Source organism: Microbacterium sp. sgz311019, from assembly GCF_056135325.1.
The window spans coordinates 532717-551470 of the sequence record NZ_JBWAXO010000001.1; the positions used below are offsets into that span (position 1 = coordinate 532717).

At 68.4% G+C, this 18754-nt stretch carries 19 protein-coding genes; 1 reads left to right on the forward strand and 18 read right to left on the reverse strand.

Annotation, left to right across the window (positions count from 1 at the left end):
* Window positions 1-133 precede the first annotated feature (133 nt).
* From AC0NZN_RS02540 to AC0NZN_RS02565, 6 genes are all read right to left on the reverse strand, one after another.
* Window positions 134-964 carry a PP2C family protein-serine/threonine phosphatase gene (locus AC0NZN_RS02540; protein WP_474590751.1) on the reverse strand — a complete coding sequence of 277 codons (831 nt, stop codon included), beginning with the start codon at window positions 962-964 and terminating at the stop codon, window positions 134-136.
* 9 nt (window positions 965-973) lie between these two features.
* A complete protein-coding gene (locus tag AC0NZN_RS02545) occupies window positions 974-1390 on the reverse strand; it encodes a cytochrome c oxidase subunit 4 (RefSeq protein WP_474590687.1) in 417 nt (138 codons plus the stop codon).
* Entirely contained in the window at window positions 1391-3133 is a 1743-nt protein-coding gene (ctaD, locus tag AC0NZN_RS02550; RefSeq protein WP_474590688.1) for an aa3-type cytochrome oxidase subunit I, read from the reverse strand.
* Between the two features lie 2 nt (window positions 3134-3135).
* Entirely contained in the window at window positions 3136-4035 is a 900-nt protein-coding gene (gene ctaC, locus AC0NZN_RS02555; protein WP_474590689.1) for an aa3-type cytochrome oxidase subunit II, read from the reverse strand.
* A 156-nt stretch (window positions 4036-4191) separates the two neighbouring features.
* Complete coding sequence (gene erpA / locus AC0NZN_RS02560) at window positions 4192-4557, reverse strand: iron-sulfur cluster insertion protein ErpA (protein ID WP_474590690.1); 366 nt, start codon at window positions 4555-4557, stop codon at window positions 4192-4194.
* Window positions 4558-4586: 29 nt separating this feature from the next.
* A complete protein-coding gene (locus AC0NZN_RS02565) occupies window positions 4587-5981 on the reverse strand; it encodes a M20/M25/M40 family metallo-hydrolase (protein ID WP_474590691.1) in 1395 nt (464 codons plus the stop codon).
* 45 nt (window positions 5982-6026) lie between these two features.
* Between AC0NZN_RS02565 and AC0NZN_RS02570 the strand changes: the two genes are divergently transcribed.
* Window positions 6027-6599 (forward strand): DUF3043 domain-containing protein, encoded by a 573-nt coding sequence (locus tag AC0NZN_RS02570; protein WP_474590692.1) that lies wholly within the window; start codon window positions 6027-6029, stop codon window positions 6597-6599.
* Window positions 6600-6638: 39 nt separating this feature from the next.
* On the opposite strand, the gene AC0NZN_RS02575 is transcribed toward AC0NZN_RS02570, so the two are convergent.
* The 12 genes from AC0NZN_RS02575 to AC0NZN_RS02630 form a co-directional block, all read right to left on the reverse strand.
* Window positions 6639-7661, reverse strand: a complete 1023-nt coding sequence (locus AC0NZN_RS02575; protein WP_474590693.1) for a quinone-dependent dihydroorotate dehydrogenase — start codon at window positions 7659-7661, stop codon at window positions 6639-6641.
* A gap of 10 nt (window positions 7662-7671) precedes the next feature.
* Complete coding sequence (gene nrdR, locus AC0NZN_RS02580; protein WP_474590694.1) at window positions 7672-8169, reverse strand: transcriptional regulator NrdR; 498 nt, start codon at window positions 8167-8169, stop codon at window positions 7672-7674.
* Between the two features lies 1 nt (window position 8170).
* Window positions 8171-9472, reverse strand: a complete 1302-nt coding sequence (gene hisD / locus AC0NZN_RS02585; RefSeq protein ID WP_474590695.1) for a histidinol dehydrogenase — start codon at window positions 9470-9472, stop codon at window positions 8171-8173.
* A gap of 17 nt (window positions 9473-9489) precedes the next feature.
* Window positions 9490-10245, reverse strand: coding sequence for a type 1 glutamine amidotransferase (locus AC0NZN_RS02590; RefSeq protein WP_474590696.1), 756 nt, complete (start codon window positions 10243-10245; stop codon window positions 9490-9492).
* A complete protein-coding gene (locus AC0NZN_RS02595) occupies window positions 10238-11374 on the reverse strand; it encodes a hypothetical protein (protein ID WP_474590697.1) in 1137 nt (378 codons plus the stop codon). Before AC0NZN_RS02595 ends, AC0NZN_RS02590 begins: the two co-directional genes overlap by 8 nt.
* 79 nt (window positions 11375-11453) lie before the next feature.
* Complete coding sequence (gene dnaE, locus AC0NZN_RS02600) at window positions 11454-14924, reverse strand: DNA polymerase III subunit alpha (RefSeq protein ID WP_474590752.1); 3471 nt, start codon at window positions 14922-14924, stop codon at window positions 11454-11456.
* A 157-nt stretch (window positions 14925-15081) separates the two neighbouring features.
* Entirely contained in the window at window positions 15082-16002 is a 921-nt protein-coding gene (locus tag AC0NZN_RS02605; RefSeq protein ID WP_474590698.1) for an RluA family pseudouridine synthase, read from the reverse strand.
* A 1-nt stretch (window position 16003) separates the two neighbouring features.
* Window positions 16004-16573 carry a signal peptidase II gene (lspA, locus tag AC0NZN_RS02610; protein WP_474590699.1) on the reverse strand — a complete coding sequence of 190 codons (570 nt, stop codon included), beginning with the start codon at window positions 16571-16573 and terminating at the stop codon, window positions 16004-16006.
* Between the two features lie 9 nt (window positions 16574-16582).
* The gene (locus AC0NZN_RS02615) at window positions 16583-17140 is read right to left on the reverse strand and encodes a DivIVA domain-containing protein (protein ID WP_474590700.1); all 558 of its coding nucleotides are present in this window, start codon (window positions 17138-17140) and stop codon (window positions 16583-16585) included.
* An 89-nt stretch (window positions 17141-17229) separates the two neighbouring features.
* Window positions 17230-17529, reverse strand: coding sequence for a YggT family protein (locus tag AC0NZN_RS02620; protein WP_474590701.1), 300 nt, complete (start codon window positions 17527-17529; stop codon window positions 17230-17232).
* A 19-nt stretch (window positions 17530-17548) separates the two neighbouring features.
* Window positions 17549-18013 carry a cell division protein SepF gene (locus AC0NZN_RS02625; RefSeq protein WP_474590702.1) on the reverse strand — a complete coding sequence of 155 codons (465 nt, stop codon included), beginning with the start codon at window positions 18011-18013 and terminating at the stop codon, window positions 17549-17551.
* A 32-nt stretch (window positions 18014-18045) separates the two neighbouring features.
* A complete protein-coding gene (locus AC0NZN_RS02630; RefSeq protein WP_474590703.1) occupies window positions 18046-18732 on the reverse strand; it encodes a YggS family pyridoxal phosphate-dependent enzyme in 687 nt (228 codons plus the stop codon).
* Between the last annotated feature and the right edge of the window lie 22 nt (window positions 18733-18754).

An 18754-nucleotide genomic window follows, 5' to 3' on the forward strand; every position in this document is an offset into this window, starting at 1 on the left:
TGCGGCCGAGCTCACGAGGATCGTCACGCACGGGCCGAAGGCGCGAGGCCGGCTGTGCAGCGCAGGCGATCTCGATCCGCCACTGGGACGTCGATCGATCGGCCGTCCTCACGTGCCGCGGGAACAGGACGGGTCAATCGTGCGGATCGCGCCCGTCTTCGTTCCGGTCGTCATCGTCGTCGAGGTCTTCCAGTTCCTCGGCGAAGAGGCCCGCTGCCGCACCGTAGAAGGCAGGCCGCTCCCCCGCGTCCGCATCGCCTTCCGCCATGTCGCACACCACCACCGTGACGTTGTCGCGCGTCGGGGCCGCCAGCGCGATGGCGACCAGCTCCTCTGCCGCACGAGCAGGCGTGAGCGGGCGGGCGAGAGTTGCGAAGATCCGCTCCTCGGCGACGTAGTCCGTCAGGCCGTCGCTGCAGAAGAGCCAGCGGTCGCCGACCGCGGCATCCGCACGCATGACGGTCACATGATCGTCCTCGGCGCCCGTCATAGAGGCGGTCACGATGTTCCGGCGGGGATGGGATGCGGCCGACTCCGGCGCCAGCAGACCGTGGTCGATGAGACTCTGGACCAGAGAGTCGTCGCGCGTCTCACGCCTCGCGACACCGTCGCGGAGCCGGTACGCACGGGAATCGCCGGAGTGGCCGATCAGAATGTGCCCGGTGCGGGCGACGACGATGCCGGTGAAAGTCGTGGCCATGCCTTCCAGCGAGGGATCACGGGAGACATGGGCTCGCAGGTCCCAGTTCGCGCCGCGCAAGCGCTCGGAGAGGTCATCCTCATCGCGCACATCCACATGCGCCGCCGCAAGGCGCCTCAGAAAGGCCGCTGAGGCGAGATCACCGGCCGGGCCTCCCCCAACGCCATCGGCCACTCCTGCCCCCCAGGACGCCGTGAAAGCGGCGTCCTGGTTCTCGGAGCGGAAGCGGCCGGCGTCGGAGGCGGCCGCCGCGATAAGGCGCAGCGGTCGACCTCAGCGTGCGAAGTATCCGCGGTAGTACTCGTAGACCCATCCGACGATCGCGACGACGAACACACCGATGCCGATGGGCATCATCCATGTACCGACCGCCAGACCGATCATGCCGAGCGCAGCTGCGGAGGCGAGCACGATGGGCCACCACGACCACGGAGAGTACTCACCCAGCTCGGGGTCACCGTCGTCGATGTCCGCCGTGAGGACGTCCTCGGGCAGCTCACCACCCTGGGCGCGGTGCACGCGCTGCATGTAGAACGCGATCAGCGCAGACATGAGCGCCGTGAACAGAAGGGCGACCGTGCCGACCCACTCGGGCTGTCCGTGCTCGAGGATGTTCCATCCCGTGTACAGCACCGCGACGATCAGGAAGAAGGCGCAGAGCAGCCACCAGAGGCCGGTATTGGTGCGCATCTACTTCACCTCTCCTGCGACGACCGCGGTCTCGTGGCTCGCGGCGGCCACCGGGTACTCGGCAGCCTCGGGGTGGTTCAAGTCGAACGCGGGGCGCTCGCTGCGAATACGCGGGATCGACGTGAAGTTGTGCCTCGGCGGCGGGCACGATGTCGCCCACTCGAGAGACGCACCGTAGCCCCACGGGTCATTCACGGTCACCCGTGGCGCCTTGCGTGCGGTGATCCACACGTTGAACAGGAACGGGATCATGGACGCCCCGAGCAGCATGGCGCCGATCGTCGAGATCTGGTTCATCCACGTCCAGCCGTCGGATGCGGCGTAGTCCGCGTAGCGGCGCGGCATCCCGTCGACACCCAGCCAGTGCTGGATGAGGAACGTCATGTGGAAACCGATGAACAGCATCCAGAAGTGGATCATGCCGAGTCGCTCGTTGAGCATGCGGCCCGTCCACTTGGGCCACCAGAAGTAGAAGCCGGCGAACATCGCGAACACGACGGTTCCGAACACGACGTAGTGGAAGTGTGCGACCACGAAGTACGAGTCGGACAGGTGGAAGTCCAGCGGAGGGGCGGCGAGGATCACGCCGGTCAGTCCGCCGAACACGAACGAGACCAGGAAGCCGAGCGCGAACACCATGGGTGTCTCGAACGTGACCGAACCTCGCCACATCGTGCCGATCCAGTTGAAGATCTTCACGCCCGTCGGTACCGCGATCAGCATCGTCATCAGAGCGAAGAACGGCAGCAGAACGGCACCCGTGACATACATGTGGTGCGCCCACACCGCGACCGACAGGGCCGCGATCGAGATCGTCGCATAGACGAGGGTCTTGTACCCGAAGATCGGCTTGCGGCTGAACACCGGGAACACCTCGGAGACGATGCCGAAGAACGGCAGCGCGATGATGTACACCTCGGGGTGGCCGAAGAACCAGAACAGGTGCTCCCACAGGAGGACGCCGCCGTTGTGCGGGTCGTAGATGTGCGAGCCGAGCACACGATCGGCGGCCGCGGCCAGGAGGGCGGCGGCGAGAACCGGGAACGCCATCAGCACGAGGATGCTCGTGATCAGCGTGTTCCAGGAGAAGATCGGCATGCGCCACATGGTCATGCCGGGCGCGCGCATCGTGATGACCGTCGTGATGAAGTTCACGGCGCCGAGGATCGTGCCGAAGCCGCTCATGCCGAGACCGAGCATCCACAGGTTTCCACCGGCACCCGGTGAGAAGGTCGCGCTCGCCAGTGGCTGATAGGCGAACCATCCGAAGCCCGCCGCACCCTGCGGGGTGAGGAAGCCGGCGACGGCGATCGTCGACCCGAACAGGAAGAGCCAGAACGCGAATGCGTTCAGACGCGGGAACGCCACGTCGGGGGCGCCGATCTGCAGCGGCAGGATCGCGTTCGCGAAGCCGGCGAACAGCGGCGTCGCGAACATCAGCAGCATGATCGTGCCGTGCATCGTGAAGAGCTGGTTGTACTGCTCCTTCGTCGGGATGATCTGCATCCCCGGCGCGAAGAGCTCGGCGCGGATGATCAGCGCCATCACACCGCCCAGCATGAAGAACACCACCGAGGCGATCAGGTACATGTACCCGATCGTCTTGTGGTCAGTGGAGGTGATCCACTTGACAACGATGTTGCCCTTCTGCTCGACACGCGTCGAGCTCAAGAGCGCCGCCTGTCGCGGCGGAAGGGTCGTGGGGCGGCCCTGGGACTCCTGCAGCGGAAGCGTCGTCGCCATGGTCACTTACCTCCCTCGAGGTTGGTCGCGTCCGTGCCGGGAACGTTGTTCAGCCGGTCGTACGCATCGGTGATGTCACCGGTCTGGCCCGCGTCACGCAGGTCGGAGAGGTGCTGCTGGTATTCGGCCTCGCTGACGACCTTCACGTTGAAGAGCATCGCCGAGTGGTACTCGCCGCACAGCTCGGCGCACTTGCCGGCGTAGGTGCCCTCGCGCGTCGGCGTGAAGGACCACGAGTTGTCGCGACCGATGTACATGTCCTTCTTGTAGAGGAAGTCGATGATCCAGAAGGAGTGGATGACGTCGCGCGACTGGAGGTCGATGCGCACCGACTTGTTCACGGGCAGGTACAGGGTCGGAAGCTTCGACTGGTCGTAGTTGCCGTCGGAGTCCCTCGGCTGCGCCTGCACACCCATCGACCAGACGGCGTCGGAGTGGTCCGACTGCGTGCCGTTGTACTGGAAGTCCCACGCCCACTGCTTCGCGATCGCGATGATCGACACATCCGGGTGCTCGTCGACCGTCTCGATCGTGGCCTGGTCACGTGCCGTGAAGGCGAACATGCCGAGGATGAGGATGAACGGCACGATCGTGTAGAAGATCTCGATCGGCATGTTGTAGCGCAGCTGCACCGGGAGGCCGACCTGGCCCTTGCGGCGCCGGTAGGCGACCATCGCCCACAGCATGAGGCCCCACGTGATGATGCCGACGCCGAGGAGGACGATCCACGAGTTGACCCACAGGCTCGCCACCATGTCGGTGCGGTTCGTGGTGGGCACACCGGACGCGTCGAAGCCGGGCAGGAAGCCGTGAAGTTCGGTGGGCGAGCATCCCGCGAGGGCGACTGCGGTTGCGATCCCGAGCGGGATGACGGCCCAGCGGAGGCGTCGTTTCGAGTGCACGGTGCACCTTTCCGGGGACAGAGAACTTACCTTCGTAGTCTAGGGCAACCTCTCACCGGATTCCGGTCAATCGCCCAGCCGGAGAGGGGTCGCGCAGCCCGCCTCGCGGGCACGCCGAAACACCGGCCCCTAGTGGCCGGCGTCCTCATGCGGGGATCAGTGGAAGCTGTCTCCACAGGCGCAGCTCCCCGAGGCATTGGGGTTGTCGATCGTGAACCCCTGCTCGGAGATCGTGTCCTTGAAGTCGATCGTCGCGCCGTCCAGATACGGCACGCTCATGTCGTCGACGATGACCTCGACGCCGTCGAACTCCACCGTCTTGTCACCGTCGAGATAGCGCTCGTCGAAGTAGAGCTGGTAGATCAGGCCCGAGCATCCACCGGGCTGCACGGCGACGCGCAGGCGAAGGTCGTCGCGGCCCTCCTGCTCGAGGAGGCTCTTGACCTTCGCCGAGGCGGCGTCGGTGAGCAGCACGCCGTGGGCGCTGACGGTCTGGTCTGTCGACAGGGCTGTGTCGGTCATGATGCTCCTTCTGACGGGATGCTTCGAGTCTACGCCCGCCTCGCGTCCAGGCTCTCCAGCAGGAGCGCCTCAGCGAGGACCGCATGGCGGAAGGTCTCGATGTGCAGGGACTCGTTGGGACTGTGCGCGCGGGTGTGCGGATCCTCCACACCCGTGATGAGGATCTGCGCGCCGGGGAACTCTCGGACGAGGTCCGCGATGAATGGGATCGAGCCGCCCACGCCGATGTCGACGGAGTCGGCGCCGTACCCCTCGACGAGCGCCTGGCGTGCGTCGGCCACCGCCCATCCGCTCGCGTCGACGAGGAACCCGTCGCCGCAGTCGATGTCGGAGAACCCGAGCTCGGCGCCCCACGGTGCGTGGGCCCGCAGGTGCGCCTCGATCGCCTCGTACGCCTCGCGGGCACGCTGCCCCGGGGCGATGCGGGCGCTGATGACGACCGAGACCTGCGGGGCGAGGGTGTTGGATGCCGCCTCCACCGAGGTGTGGTCGATGCCCGTGATGGTGATCGACGGCTTGTTCCAGATGCGGCTGAGGATCGTCCCCGTGCCGATCGGACGGACACCCTCGGGCAGGCCTGCCTCGGAGCGCAGGGTCTCCTCTGCGTATTCCGGCGTCTCGGCATCCCGCTCGGTGAGACCGGACACGGCGACCGCGCCGTCCTCGTCCCACAGGGTCGCGAGGAGCGTGACGGCAGCCATCATGGCATCGGGCACCGCACCGCCGAACATGCCGGAGTGCGAGGCGTGCTCGAGCGTGCGCACCGTCAGGGTGAAGCGCGCGTTGCCGCGGAGCGAGACGGTGAGGGCGGGGGTCACGTCATCCCAGTTGCCGGAGTCGGCGACGACGATGACATCGCTGCGGAGGGCGTCGGCATTGTCGGAGAGGAATCGGCCGAAAGAGCGCGAGCCGTGCTCTTCCTCGCCTTCGATGAACATCGAGATGCCGAGGTCGAAATCGGTGCCGGCGGCGTCGACGAGGGCACGGATCGCGGCCACGTGCGCCATGACACCGGCCTTGTCGTCGGCGGCTCCGCGGCCGTAGAGTCGCCCGTCGCGCACCGTCGGCTCGAACGGATGCGTGTCCCACTGGGCCTCGTCGCCCGTTGGCTGGACGTCGTGGTGCGCGTAGAGGAGGACGGTCGGACGACCGTTGCGCGCGGCGCGGCGCGCCAGGACGGCGGGCTGGCCGACCTCGTCGGTCCCGGGGATCGCCGCGGTCTTCACCTCGACCGAGTCGAACACGCCGGTCTGCTCGACCAGCGCCGCCACCGCGTCGGCGCTGCGGCGCACCTGTGTCTGGTCGAATGCGGGCCACGCGATGGACGGGATGCGGACGAGGGCGCCGAGATCGGCGAGGGCGGCGGGGATGCCGGCGGCCGCTGCCTCGCGGATCGCCTCCCGTCGGGACAGCTCAGAGGTCATGCCGGTAATCTTAAGGGAACCCCGTTCGACGTTCCGAGGATCACTGTGACCAAGACACCCGCACCCGCACCGCACGACGCACCTGCCGGCGATGCCGGCGCCACCGGCGGGAAGGGCCGTCCGACGCCGTCCCGCGCGGAGCAGGAGGCGGCCCGAAAGCGGCCGCTGGTGCCGGACACGAAGGAGGCCAAGGCCGCCGCTCGTGCAGACCTGGCCCGTCAGCGCGACAAGGCCCGCCTCGGCATGGCCGCCGGCGAGGAGAAGTACCTGCCCGCTCGCGACAAGGGACCCCAGCGCCGTTTCGCGCGCGACTTCGTCGACGCCGGCTGGCACCTCGGTGAGATCGTCATGCCCGCCATGGTGCTGGTGATCGTGCTCACGTTCGTTCCGGTGGGCGGCATGCAGTACTGGTCGTTCGTCGGCCTCTGGATCTTCATCTTCTTCGTCATCGGCGACATGATCATCACCTCGATGCGGATCAAGAGCGCCGTCAAGGCGAAGTTCGGGGCGACGAAGCTCGAGAAGGGCCTCGGGTGGTACGGGGCGATGCGATCGATCCAGATGCGCTTCATGCGGCTGCCCAAGCCCCAGGTGCGCCGCGGCGAGTACCCCGCCTGACCCGCTCCTGGCGCCCTGACCCGCTCCTGGGCCTGAGTGTCAGCGCGCCGCGAGACCGCGGTTGATCTGGCGGCCCCAGAGGGGACCCTGGTAGAGGAACGCCGTGTAGCCCTGGACGAGGTCGGCACCCGCATCCAGTCGTTCCCGCACATCGCCGGCCGTCTCGACGCCGCCGACCGAGACGACGCAGAACCCCTCGGGAACGGTCGCGCGCAGGAGCTTCAACACGGCGAGCGAGCGGTTCTTCAGAGGTGCGCCGGACAAGCCGCCCTCCCCCGCGGCGGCGACGACGGCCGGATCGGTCGCCAGTCCCTCTCGGGAGATCGTCGTGTTCGTGGCGACGATGCCGGCGAGGCCGAGATCGACCGCAAGGAGCGCGACCGCGGCGATCTCGTCATCGGGCAGATCGGGCGCGATCTTGACGAGGAGTGGCGTGCGGCCCGCGGCATCCTTCACCGCCGTCAGCAGCGGGCGGAGCGTCTCCACCGCCTGCAGACCGCGCAGCCCCGGCGTATTCGGTGACGATACGTTGACCACCAGATAATCGGCGAGCGGCGCCAGCAGGGTCGCGCTGCGCACATAGTCGGCTGTGGCGTCCGCGACCTCGACCACGCGGCTCTTGCCGATGTTCACGCCGATGATGACGTCGCGATTGCGCCGGCGCAGCTTGTGGAGGCGGTGGGCGGCGGCCTGCGCACCCTCGTTGTTGAAGCCCATCCGGTTCACGACGGCGCGGTCGGGGATGAGACGGAACAGCCTCGGCCTCGGGTTCCCGGGTTGCGGGATCGCCGTGACGGTGCCGATTTCGACATGGCCGAAGCCGAGGGCCGCGAGACCCTTCACGCCGACGACGTTCTTGTCGAAGCCTGCCGCGACGCCGAACGGCGACGGGAAGCTCAGACCGAGCGCCTCGGTGCGCAACTCGGGCGCCGGCGCCGTCAGGCCGCGGGCCACCCACGAGAAGGGCGGGACTCCCGCGATCCGGATGACGAGCATCGCGTCGTGGTGCGCGACCTCCGGATCCAGGCGCGACAGAACGGTGCGGAAGAACAGGGGATACATCCCCGCCAGGCTACCGGGAGGTGGCATCCTCCGACGATTCGGCGATCGCGACGGCCTTGTCCGCATGATCGGCACGGAGCTGCGCGATCGATGCCTCGAAGTCCTCGAGCGACTCGAACGCCTGGTAGACGCTGGCGAAGCGCAGGTACGCCACCTCGTCCAGCTCGCGGAGCGGACCGAGGATGGCGAGGCCGATCTCGTTGGTGTCCACCTGGGACGAGCCGGTCTGGCGCACGGCCTCCTCGACGGTCTGTGCGAGCACGGCCAGGTCTCCCTCCGTCACCGGGCGTCCCTGGCACGCCTTGCGCACGCCCGACATCACCTTCTCGCGGCTGAACGGCTCGACGACGCCCGACCGCTTGATGACGTTGAGGCTCGCGGTCTCGATGGTCGAGAAACGCCCCCCGCACTCGGGGCACTGGCGACGGCGACGGATGCTGAGCCCGTCGTCGCTCGTGCGCGAGTCGATGACGCGGGAGTCGGGATGACGGCAGAAGGGACAGTGCATGTCAGACCTCGAATCGCGCCTGGACGGCTTCGCCGTGCGCCGGCAATTCCTCGGTGTCGGCGAGCGTCACGATCTCGTCGCGGACCGCCGCCAGCGCGTCGCGGTCGTACCGGATCACTTGCTGCGGTCGCAGAAAGGTGGCCGCCGACAGGCCTGCGGCGTACCGCGCCTGCCCCCCGGTGGGCAGCACGTGATTGCTGCCGGCGAGGTAATCGCCCAGGCTCACGGGTGAAAAGGCGCCGACGAACACGGCGCCGGCGTTGACGAACTCGTCCGTCCGCGGATCGGCGAGGTGCAGCTCCAGGTGCTCCGGCGCGTAAGCGTTGCTGAACGCGATGGCGGCGTCGATGTCGTCGACCAGGACGATCGCGGACTGCGGTCCGACGAGGGCCTCCCGTGCACGGGCGCCGTTGTGCGTCGCCGCCGCGCGGGCCTCCGTGCGCCGATCGACCTCGGCGGCGAGCTCGGGGCTGTCGGTGACGAGGACAGCGGAGGCCTGCTCGTCGTGCTCCGCCTGGCTCACGAGGTCGGCCGCGATGAGGTCGGGGTCCGCCGCGGCGTCCGCGACGACCAGGATCTCCGTGGCACCGGCCTCGGCATCCGTCCCCACCATGCCGGCGACGGCCCGCTTCGCCCCGGCGACGAAGTTGTTGCCGGGGCCGGAGACGACGTCGACGGGATCCAGCCCGAGGCTGTCGACGCCGTAGGCGAAAGCGCCGATCGCCCCGGCACCGCCCATCGCGTACACCTCCGTCACGCCGAGCAGGCGCGCCGCGGCCAGGATGACCGGGTGGACCCGGCCGCCGTGCTCACGCTGAGGCGGGGAGGCCAGCGCCACCTGGACGACGCCGGCGACCTGCGCCGGCACGACATTCATGACAACGCTCGACGGATACACGGCCTTGCCGCCGGGAACGTAGACGCCGACGCGGCGGACCGGCTGCCACCGCTGCTCCACGAGGGCGCCGGGTGCGAGCTCGGTGGACGACGGCGCGGGGACCTGCGCCGCGGAGGCCGCACGGACCCGGAGGATCGCCTCCTCGAGCGCCGCGCGGACATCGGGGGCCAGCGCCTCGAGCGCCTCGTCGAGCTGCTCGGCCGGGACGCGGATGTCGTGGCCCGATGCTCCGTCGAAGCGCTCGGCCTGATCGCGGAGCGCCTCCTCCCCGCGGGCGGCGACATCGTGGACGATCTGCGCCGCGGCCGTGAGTGCCCGATCACGCGCCGCCTCGGCGCGTGGGACGACGGTCAGCCACTCGGCCGCGGACAGCGTGCGGCCGCGAAGGTCGATGGTGCGGAGCATCCTGCCAGGCTACCGGCTCAGGACGGCAGGGCCGCCCGATCACGGGCGTCCGCGGACTGCCGGACGACGTCGATCCATCGGTCGGCGACGATCGACCAGGTCGCCCGGAGGTCGTCCTCGGCCGCCCGCACATCGGAGACGACCTCGTCGGCCGTCAGACCCACCGCGGCGAGGTCTGCGGCACCCGTCGAAGTCCAGTCGACCGCTGTACGGGCGGTGGCTTCGAGGTGGAACTGCAGGCCCCACGCGCTCTCGCCGACGCGGAACGCCTGGTTCGCACACCGGTCGCTCGTGCACAGGGGCACCGATCCTGCGGGCAGCTCACGCACCTCCAGGAAGTGCCACTGCAGCGTTCGCAGGTCCTCGGGCAGATCGTGCAGAAGCGGGTCGGATGCCGCAGCATCCGTCATCCGCACGGCCCTCAGGCCGACTTCTCCCCCGCGGACAGCCTCCGCCACGTCGCCGCCCGCGACGACCGCGAGCAGCTGCGCGCCGAGGCAGACGCCGAGCAGAGGGATGCCGGCATCCAGCGTCGACCGCATCAGCTCGCGCGTCGGGCCAAGCCAGGGGGCGCGCTCGTCCTCCAGAGGTCCCGGCGTGCCGCCCAGGACCACGACGCCGTCGAAGCCCTCGGGCGTGCTGGGGACGTCGCGCCGGGCGTCGGGGCCGACGACGTGCACGTCGGCGCCGGCAGCGTGCAGGCGTTCGCCGACGAGTCCGAGGCCGGCATCCACCTCATGCTCGACGACGAGGACGCGCAGCGCGTCACCCACGCGTCACGCCGGACACGTCGCGCAGGTAGCCCACGCGGCCGTCGTCGTTGCGCACGACGAAAGTCGACCCGCGGTCCTCGATCACGAGCGCCCACGCCGTCGGACCGATGCGGAAGAGTGGCACGCCGTGCTCGTCGACGACATCGCGCTCCACAGGGGCGAGGGCCCAGAAAGCCTGGTGTGCGACCGGGACAGCGACCGTCTCGGCGTCATCCTGGATGGCCTCGGTCCGCGTCGTCACGGTAGCCGGCTCGACGGGCTCTTCCGCGATGGGCAGGACGGCCTCGACAGGCAGGTCGTGCTTCACCTTCGCGGGACGCGGGGCCCGCGGCGAGCGGTTGACCGCCGGACGCGGCGTGAGCTCGCGGATCGGGCGCGCCGACGGCTGTGCGACGACCGGCTCGCGGTACTGGAAATCGTCGCCGAGCACCGGCAGCCACTTCGCCGCCGCGGTCAGCACGACGCCGCCGAGCATCAGGACGGCCTCGACCCACATCACCCACGAGCGGACCCAGCCTCCGCCGGCGACGGCGATCGAGACGGTCTCCCAGATGTACTGCAGCCAGAGCAGGAGGGACACGGAGAAGACGACCGAGGCGAACTGGTCGATGCCGAGGGAGCCGACGCGTCGGATGCCGGTCGGCGAGAGGCGACGCAGCACGATGAGGAACACCGCCGCGGTGGGCAGCCCGATCGTGAGGATCCACTCCAGGCCGTTCGTCCAGACCGAGCGGTCGCCGATCAGGTGGAAGAAGGAGACGACGAAGGCGAAGACCCACACGATGCCGAGCGTGATCTCCCGGACGGAGAACGGCCCGATGCCGTAATGGGGCGGAGCGCCTACATCCGTGGCGACGACGTCGCCGGTTCCCCGAGCGTCGGAGGTGGCAGGATCATCGGCGGCGACGGGTGTCGGCTCTGCAGTCGACGGCTCTGCACTGGACGGCTCTGCGCTCGACGTCTCGACGATCGATGCGGCGCCGGTGGAGGTGGGCGGAGTCGATCGGGACGACCGGAGTGCGCCGGTGTCCGTCGTCCGCTCGGTGCCGGAGTCTGCCGATGAGCGTGCCTGATCGACGGGGATGGCGGCAGCGGTGCTGTCGTTCTCGGGGCGGTCGGTGTCGGTCACGTGCGTTCCTTCCGTCTGCGCGGGTGGGGAGACCGCGCGGGTGGGTCCGTCCGATACTACCCAGCGAGGTCGCGGGGCCTCAGCCGAGACACTGAGGTCCCAGCAGACCCTTGAGATCGCCGAAGAGATCGGCCGAGATCGTCACCGGCATAGGCACCTCGAAGACCTTGGCGGTCGATCCGCGGTGCAGCCGCAGCGTCACCTCGGTGGTTCCGCTGTGTCGCGTCAGCACCCCGGCGAGCTCGGTCACGACCGCCTCCGTGGCGCGATGCTCCGGCATGACGAGGATGAGGGGGCCCGAGGCATCCATCGCCCCGAGATCGGGAGCGAACGCCGACTGCGCGTGCAGGTTCATGCCGTCGTCGCGCCGCGAGACGCGCCCGCGGACGACGAGGATGCTGTCGGCCTGCAGCATCGTCTGGAACTCCGTGTACGTCTTGCCCATGAACATGACCGTGATCTCGCCGTCGAAGTCCTCGACCGTGATCATGCCGTACGGGTTGCCGCTCGTCTTCGCCACACGGTGCTGCACGCTCGTCACGAGGCCGGCGATCGTCACCTGCTCGCCGTCGCCGATGTCCTCGTTGGCGAGGAGGTCGTGGATGCTCGTCGAGGCGTGCTTCGCGAGGGGCACCTCGAGTCCCGCCAGCGGGTGGTCGGAGACATAGAGGCCGAGCATCTCGCGCTCGAAGGCGAGCTTGTCCTTCTTGGTCCACTCCGGCCGCTCGGGCACCTTCGCCGCCTGCTGCGGCTCGTCGTCGCCCCACAGGCTGTCGAAGTCGAAGCCGACCTCGCCGTTCGCCTCCCGGCGCTTGTCGAGCACCGCCTGTTCTGTGGCGTCCTCGTGGATCTCCATGAGGGCACGTCGCGTGTCGCCGAGTGAGTCGAACGCGCCGGCCTTGATCAGCGATTCGACCGTGCGCTTGTTCGCGACGTGCACGGGCACCTTGGAGAGGAAGTCGTGGAACGAGGTGAAGGGCGTGGCCGCACGCGCCTCGATGATCGATTCGACGACATTGGTGCCCACGTTGCGCACCGCGCCCAGGCCGAAGCGGATGTCCTCGCCGACAGCCGCGAAGTACCGGATGGACTGGCCGACGTCCGGCGGGAGCACCTTGATGCCCATGCGGCGGCACTCGTTGAGGTACACCGCCATCTTGTCCTTGGAGTCGCCGACGCTCGTGAGCAGAGCGGCCATGTACTCGGCGGGATAGTGGGCCTTGAGGTAGGCCGTCCAGTAGGAGACGAGACCGTAGGCCGCAGAGTGCGCCTTGTTGAAGGCGTAGTCGGAGAACGGCAGGAGGATCTCCCACAGCGCCGCGATGGCGGCCTCGCCGTAGCCTCGGTCGACCATCCCCTGGTGGAAGCCCTCGTACTGCTTGTCGAGCTCGGACTTCTTCTTCTTGCCCATCGCGCGGCGCAGGATGTCGGCCTGGCCGAGGCTGAATCCGGCGACCTTCTGAGCGATCGCCATCACCTGCTCCTGATAGATGATCAGGCCGTAGCTGATGTCGAGGATCTCCTTGAGCGAGTCCGCGAACTCCGGATGGATCGGCGTGATCGGCTGCTGCCCGTTCTTGCGGAGCGCGTAGTTGATGTGCGAGTTCGCGCCCATCGGACCCGGGCGGTACAGCGCGATGACAGCCGAGACGTCCTCGAAGTTGTCGGGCTTCATGAGGCGCAGGAGCGAGCGCATCGGCCCGCCGTCGAGCTGGAACACGCCGAGCGTGTCGCCGCGGGTCAGGAGGTCGTACGAGGCCTGGTCATCGAGCGGCAGGTCCTCGAGCACCAGCGGGTGGCCGCGGTTCGCGGCGATGTTGTCGAGGGCATCGTTGATGATCGTGAGGTTGCGCAGCCCCAGGAAGTCCATCTTGATGAGGCCGAGCGACTCGCACGCCGGGTAGTCGAACTGCGTGACGATCTGGCCGTCCTGCTCGCGGCGCATGATCGGGATGATGTCGATGAGCGGGTCGCTGGACATGATGACGCCGGCCGCGTGCACGCCCCACTGGCGCTTCAGGTTCTCCAGGCCCACGGCGGTGTCGAAGACGGTCTTCGCCTCGGGATCGGTCTCGATGACCGTCCGGAACTCGACAGCCTCCTTGTAGCGCGGATGGTTGGGATCGAACATGCCCTCCAGCGGCATGTCCTTGCCCATCACGGCCGGAGGCATGGCCTTCGTGAGCTTCTCCCCCATGCTGAAGGGGAAGCCCAGGACGCGACCGGCATCCTTCAGCGCCTGCTTCGCCTTGATCGTGCCGTACGTCACGATCTGGGCCACGCGGTCGTCGCCGTACTTGTCGGTGACATAGGCGATCACCTCTGCGCGGCGGCGGTCGTCGAAGTCGACGTCGAAGTCGGGCATCGAGACTCGGTCGGGATTGAGGAATCGCTCGAAGATGAGGCCGTGCTGGAGCGGATCGAGATCCGTGATCCTCATGGCGTAGGCGGCCATCGAGCCGGCGCCGGATCCACGGCCGGGACCGACGCGGATGCCGTTGTCCTTCGCCCAGTTGATGAAGTCGGCGACCACGAGGAAGTAGCCCGGGAACCCCATCTGCACGATGACCCCGCACTCGTACTCCGCCTGCGCGCGGACGTCATCCGGAATGCCGTTCGGATAGCGCACGTGGAGGCCCTGCTCGACCTCCTTGATGAACCAGGACTCCTCGGTCTCGCCCTCGGGCACCGGGTAGCGCGGCATGTAGTTGGCGCTCGTGTTGAACTCGACGTCGCATCGCTCGGCGATGAGCAGCGTGTTGTCGCACGACTCGGGGTGGTCGCGGAAGATCTGGCGCATCTCGGCGGGCGACTTGACGTAGTACCCGTCTCCGTCGAACTTGAACCGCTTGGGGTCGTCGAGGGTCGAACCCGACTGCACGCAGAGCAGGGCCGCGTGGCTGCCCGCGTCGTGCTGGTGCGTGTAGTGCAGATCGTTCGTGCCGACGAGGGGGATGCCGAGATCCTTCGCGATCTTCAGGAGGTCGGGCATCACCCGGCGCTCGACGCCGATCCCGTGGTCCATGATCTCGGCGAAGTAGTTGTCTCTGCCGAAGATGTCCTGGAACTCGGCGGCCGCCGCCCGGGCCGCATCGTACTGGCCCAGCCGCAGCCGCGTCTGCACCTCGCCACCCGGGCAGCCGGTGGTCGCGATGAGACCCTTCGAGTAGGTCTGCAGCAGCTCGCGATCCATGCGCGGCTTGAAGTAGTAGCCCTCCAGGCTCGCGTAGGACGACAGCCGGAACAGGTTGTGCATGCCCTGCGTCGTCTCCGACAGCAGGGTCATGTGCGTGTAGGCGCCCGAGCCGGACACGTCGTCGTCGTTCTGCTCCGGCGTACCCCAGCGCACGCGGGACTTGTCGGACCGGTGGGTCCCCGGCGTCACATACGCCTCGATGCCGATGATCGGCTTGATGCCGGCATCCTTCGCCGTCTTGTAGAACTCGTAGGCGGCGAAGGTGTTGCCGTGGTCGGTGACGGCGATCGCGGGCATGCCCTGAGCGACGGCCTCCTGCACCATCGGCCCGATGCGGGCCGCTCCGTCCAGCATCGAGTACTCGCTGTGCACGTGCAGGTGAACGAAGGAATCGGATGCCACGGATCGAGTCTATGGAGCCTCGGCGACATCGCCGTCGGGCCATTCCCGCGCCCCCGCGATGGCGGGCCTGGTTCGCCTCAACCTCAAGTCGAGGGTCAGGCTTCGACGCTCACTCGCCGCGCAGCACCTCGAGCGCGTGGGCGAGGTCCGCCGGGTACTCGGAGACGAAGCTCTGCCAGTCCTTCGTGACCGGATGCGCGAACGAGAGCTGATGCGCGTGCAGCCACTGCCGCGTGAGGCCGAGGCGTGCCGCCAGCGTCGGGTCCGAGCCGTAGAGGGGGTCTCCGACGCACGGGTGACGGTGGGCCGCCATGTGCACGCGGATCTGGTGCGTGCGGCCGGTCTCGAGATGGATCTCCAGCAGCGACGCACGCGGGAACGCCTCGAGCGTCTCGTAGTGGGTGACCGAGTCCTTGCCGTCCGGCGTGACGGCGAACTTCCACGAGTGGGTGGGATGCCGGCCGATCGGGGCGTCGATGGTGCCGGCGAGCGGATCGGGATGCCCCTGCACGACCGCGTGATAGATCTTCTCCACCTCGCGCTCCTTGAACGCGCGCTTGAGGGCCGTGTAGGCGCGCTCGGTCTTGGCGACCACCATGAGGCCGCTCGTGCCGACGTCGAGCCGGTGCACGATCCCCTGACGCTCGGCCGCGCCGGTCGTCGCGATGCGGAAGCCGCCGGCGGCCAGCGCCCCCAGCACCGTCGGACCTTCCCAGCCGAGGGAGGGGTGCGCGGCCACCCCGGCGGGCTTGTCGACGACGACGAACTCGTCGTCGTCGAACACGATCCCGAGGTCGGGGACCTCGACGGGCACGACCTCCGGCTCGCGCTTCGGCGTCCACGACACGTCGAGCCAGCCACCGGCCCGCAATTTGTCGGACTTCGCCAGCGTGCGGCCGTCGAGCGTCACCCCGCCTCCGTCGGCCACCTGGGCGGCGAACGTACGCGAGAACCCGAGCATCTTGGCCAGCGCCGCGTCCACGCGAACACCGTCGAGCCCGTCCGGCACGGGCAGGCTGCGGGATTCCACCTCAGTCCTTCGGGACGGGGGGATGCTCGGCATCCTCGTCGTCCTCGCTCCGCGCGGGACGAGGGTCGCGCGTGCCGTCAAGGCGCAGGCCGATCACGATGAGGAGCGCGACGCCGATCATCATCGTGACGATGAACATGTCGGCGACGTTGTAGATCGCCGGCATCATCCACGGCGTCGAGATGAAGTCGACGACGTGACCCACGCCGAAGCCGGGCTCGCGGAACAGACGATCCGAGAGGTTGCCGAGCACGCCGCCCAGGAGGAGCCCCAGCACGATCGCCCACGCACGGGATCGGATGCGCAGCGCGAGGACGATGATCACCGCCGCGACGACGCTCAGCGCGATCGTGAACAGCCACGTCACCCCGGAGCCGAGTGAAAAGGCGGCGCCGGAGTTGCGGATGAGGAAGAAGATCAGGAAATCGCCGATGACGTGCACCGGCTCCTCCGGGGGGAGGTTGTGGATGGCCCAGTACTTGGCCAACTGATCGGCGGCCAGCACCAGCACCGCGAGGATCGCGATGGTGATGCCGGCCGCCGCCTTGCTGATCGGAGCTCGACCGGTCAACGGACCGGCTTACAGACCGATGGCAGAGACCGGTGCCTGACCCGAGGGCGAGGAGGTCTCGAGGTCGCGCAGGTGTCCCTCGATGAAGGAGCGCAGCTGCCCGCGGTAGTCGCGCTCGAACTGGCGCAGCTCCGTGATGCGGCCCTCGAGCGTGGCGCGCTCGCGGTCGAGGCGGGCCAGCTCCTCGCGACCGCGGGCCTCGGCCTCGGACACGATCTGCGAAGCCTGGGTCTGCGCCTCGGAGATGAGCTGGTCGCGCTTCGCCTTGCCCTCGGCGATGTGCTCGTCGTGCAGGCGCTGGGCGAGTTCGATGATGCCGGCACTGGCGGCGGCGGGCTGACCCTCGCTGACGGAGGGCTTCGGGGCCGCGGCCACGGCGGGCACGCTCGCCTCACCGGACTCGAGCGCGGAGACCTTGGCCTTCAGCTCGTCGTTCTCCGCAATGGTCTTGCGCCACTCCACGACGATCTCGTCGAGGAAGTCATCGACCTCATCCGGGTCGAACCCCTCCTTGAAGCGAACGTGCTGGAACTGCTTGGTGACGACGTCATCCGGAGTCAATGCCATGGTTTCCTCTTTCGGGGCTCGGGGCTGGCCGATGTCTGGGGAGGCGAACCGGGTGTCGGCTCGCCCAAGAAAGCATACCTGCCGCTCATTCACCCCGCGAGGGAGCGCGTGACCCCAATGAGTATGAAGCACAGAAGGAGCGTCAGGCTGAAGGCCAGGTCGAACGCGACCGGGCCGAACCGCAGCGGCGGGATGAAGCGGCGGAACAGACGGATCGGCGGATCCGTCACGGTGTAGACGAGCTCAGCCGCGATCAGGCCGGCGCCGTGCGGGCGCCATTCGCGGTTGAGCAGGGGCATGAAGTCGAGGACCATGCGCGCGAGCATCACGAACACGTAGATCAGGAGCAACGTGTTGAGGATGGCCGCGATGAGGGAGATCACGACCATAGACGCTACCGCCCGCGGATCACGGCTGGCTGAACGGCGTCGCCTCGGCGTCCGCCTGAGCCACCGCACCGTCGCCGGATACGGCTACGTTCTCCGGCGAGAGCAGGAAGACCTTGCTCGTCACCCGCTCGATGCGGCCGTACAGCCCCATCGACAGCCCGCTGGCGAAATCGATCAGGCGACGCGCATCCGAATCGCTCATCTGGGAGAGATTGATGATGACCGGGATCCCGTCACGGAAGTTCTCGGCGATGACCTGGGCGTCCCGGTACTGCTTGGGGTGGACGGTGAGGATCTCGCTGACCGTGCCGGCCACCGGCTGGCGGACGACCTCGGGGCGGCGGATCGGCGTCACCGGCGCTGCGGGCTTCTCGACCGCTGTCGACGACTTGCGCGGAGCGGCCTGAGGCACCGGCTCCTCGTAGGCCTCTTCCTCATCGGCAAGGCCCAGATAGACCATGGTCTTCTTCAGCGGGTTCGACATCGCATTCCTCCCATTGCTCGTCTGATCCGAGGTTAACCGCGGGTCGGCCGCGGTCCGGTTATTGCGGACCCGATCCGCAGGTGTGTCGCACCGCACGCGATGGCCTCGACGAAGTCACCGGTCATGCCGGCGGAGATCCAGGATGCGTCGGGGACGATGGCCCGCACGCGATCGGAGTACCCCGCGAGCCGCTCGAAGGCAGGTGTGGGCTGCTCGTCGAGCGGGGCGACCGCCATGACCCCTCGCAGGCGCAGGGTGCGGCATCCCGCCACGTGCTCTGCGAGCGCCTCGATGCCGTCCGGGGCGACACCGCCGCGGGCCGGGTCGTCCGTCAGATTGATCTGCAGCAGGACATCGAGCGTCGGTGAATCGTCCTCTGCGGCCGCGTCGAGCGCCTCCGCGAGGCGGGCGCGGTCTACGGAGTGGACGACGGATGCCGCCGCCCGCACCGCGCGGGCCTTGTTGGTCTGCGCCTGGCCGATGAAATGCCAGCGAAGCCCGTCGTGTGGGCCCACCTCGGCGCTCTTCGCGCTGAGCTCCTGCTGGCGGTTCTCGCCGACATCGCGTACACCGAGGTCGTAGAGGTTCGTGACGAGCTGTGCGGGATGGAACTTCGTCACGACGATGCGCGTGAGCTCCGACGGATCACGACCCGCCGCCCGTGCCGCGTCGACGATGCGGGCGTCGACCGCGGCGAGGCGGGCGGCGAGGTCGTCCATGGGTATGAGAGCTCGTTTCTGC

Bases quoted from the DNA above. Each gene is read 5' to 3' on its own strand.
- AC0NZN_RS02545 (WP_474590687.1), bottom strand. From the start codon at position 1,390: ATGCGCACCAATACCGGCCTCTGGTGGCTGCTCTGCGCCTTCTTCCTG.
- AC0NZN_RS02565 (WP_474590691.1), bottom strand. From the start codon at position 5,981: ATGACCTCTGAGCTGTCCCGACGGGAGGCGATCCGCGAGGCAGCGGCC.
- AC0NZN_RS02625 (WP_474590702.1), bottom strand. From the start codon at position 18,013: ATGTCGAACCCGCTGAAGAAGACCATGGTCTATCTGGGCCTTGCCGAT.
- AC0NZN_RS02615 (WP_474590700.1), bottom strand. From the start codon at position 17,140: ATGGCATTGACTCCGGATGACGTCGTCACCAAGCAGTTCCAGCACGTT.
- AC0NZN_RS02620 (WP_474590701.1), bottom strand. From the start codon at position 17,529: ATGGTCGTGATCTCCCTCATCGCGGCCATCCTCAACACGTTGCTCCTG.
- hisD (WP_474590695.1), bottom strand. From the start codon at position 9,472: ATGCTCCGCACCATCGACCTTCGCGGCCGCACGCTGTCCGCGGCCGAG.
- dnaE (WP_474590752.1), bottom strand. From the start codon at position 14,924: ATGCTGGACGGAGCGGCCCGCATCGGGCCGATGGTGCAGGAGGCCGTC.
- AC0NZN_RS02630 (WP_474590703.1), bottom strand. From the start codon at position 18,732: ATGGACGACCTCGCCGCCCGCCTCGCCGCGGTCGACGCCCGCATCGTC.
- erpA (WP_474590690.1), bottom strand. From the start codon at position 4,557: ATGACCGACACAGCCCTGTCGACAGACCAGACCGTCAGCGCCCACGGC.
- AC0NZN_RS02575 (WP_474590693.1), bottom strand. From the start codon at position 7,661: ATGTATCCCCTGTTCTTCCGCACCGTTCTGTCGCGCCTGGATCCGGAG.
- ctaD (WP_474590688.1), bottom strand. From the start codon at position 3,133: ATGGCGACGACGCTTCCGCTGCAGGAGTCCCAGGGCCGCCCCACGACC.
- nrdR (WP_474590694.1), bottom strand. From the start codon at position 8,169: ATGCACTGTCCCTTCTGCCGTCATCCCGACTCCCGCGTCATCGACTCG.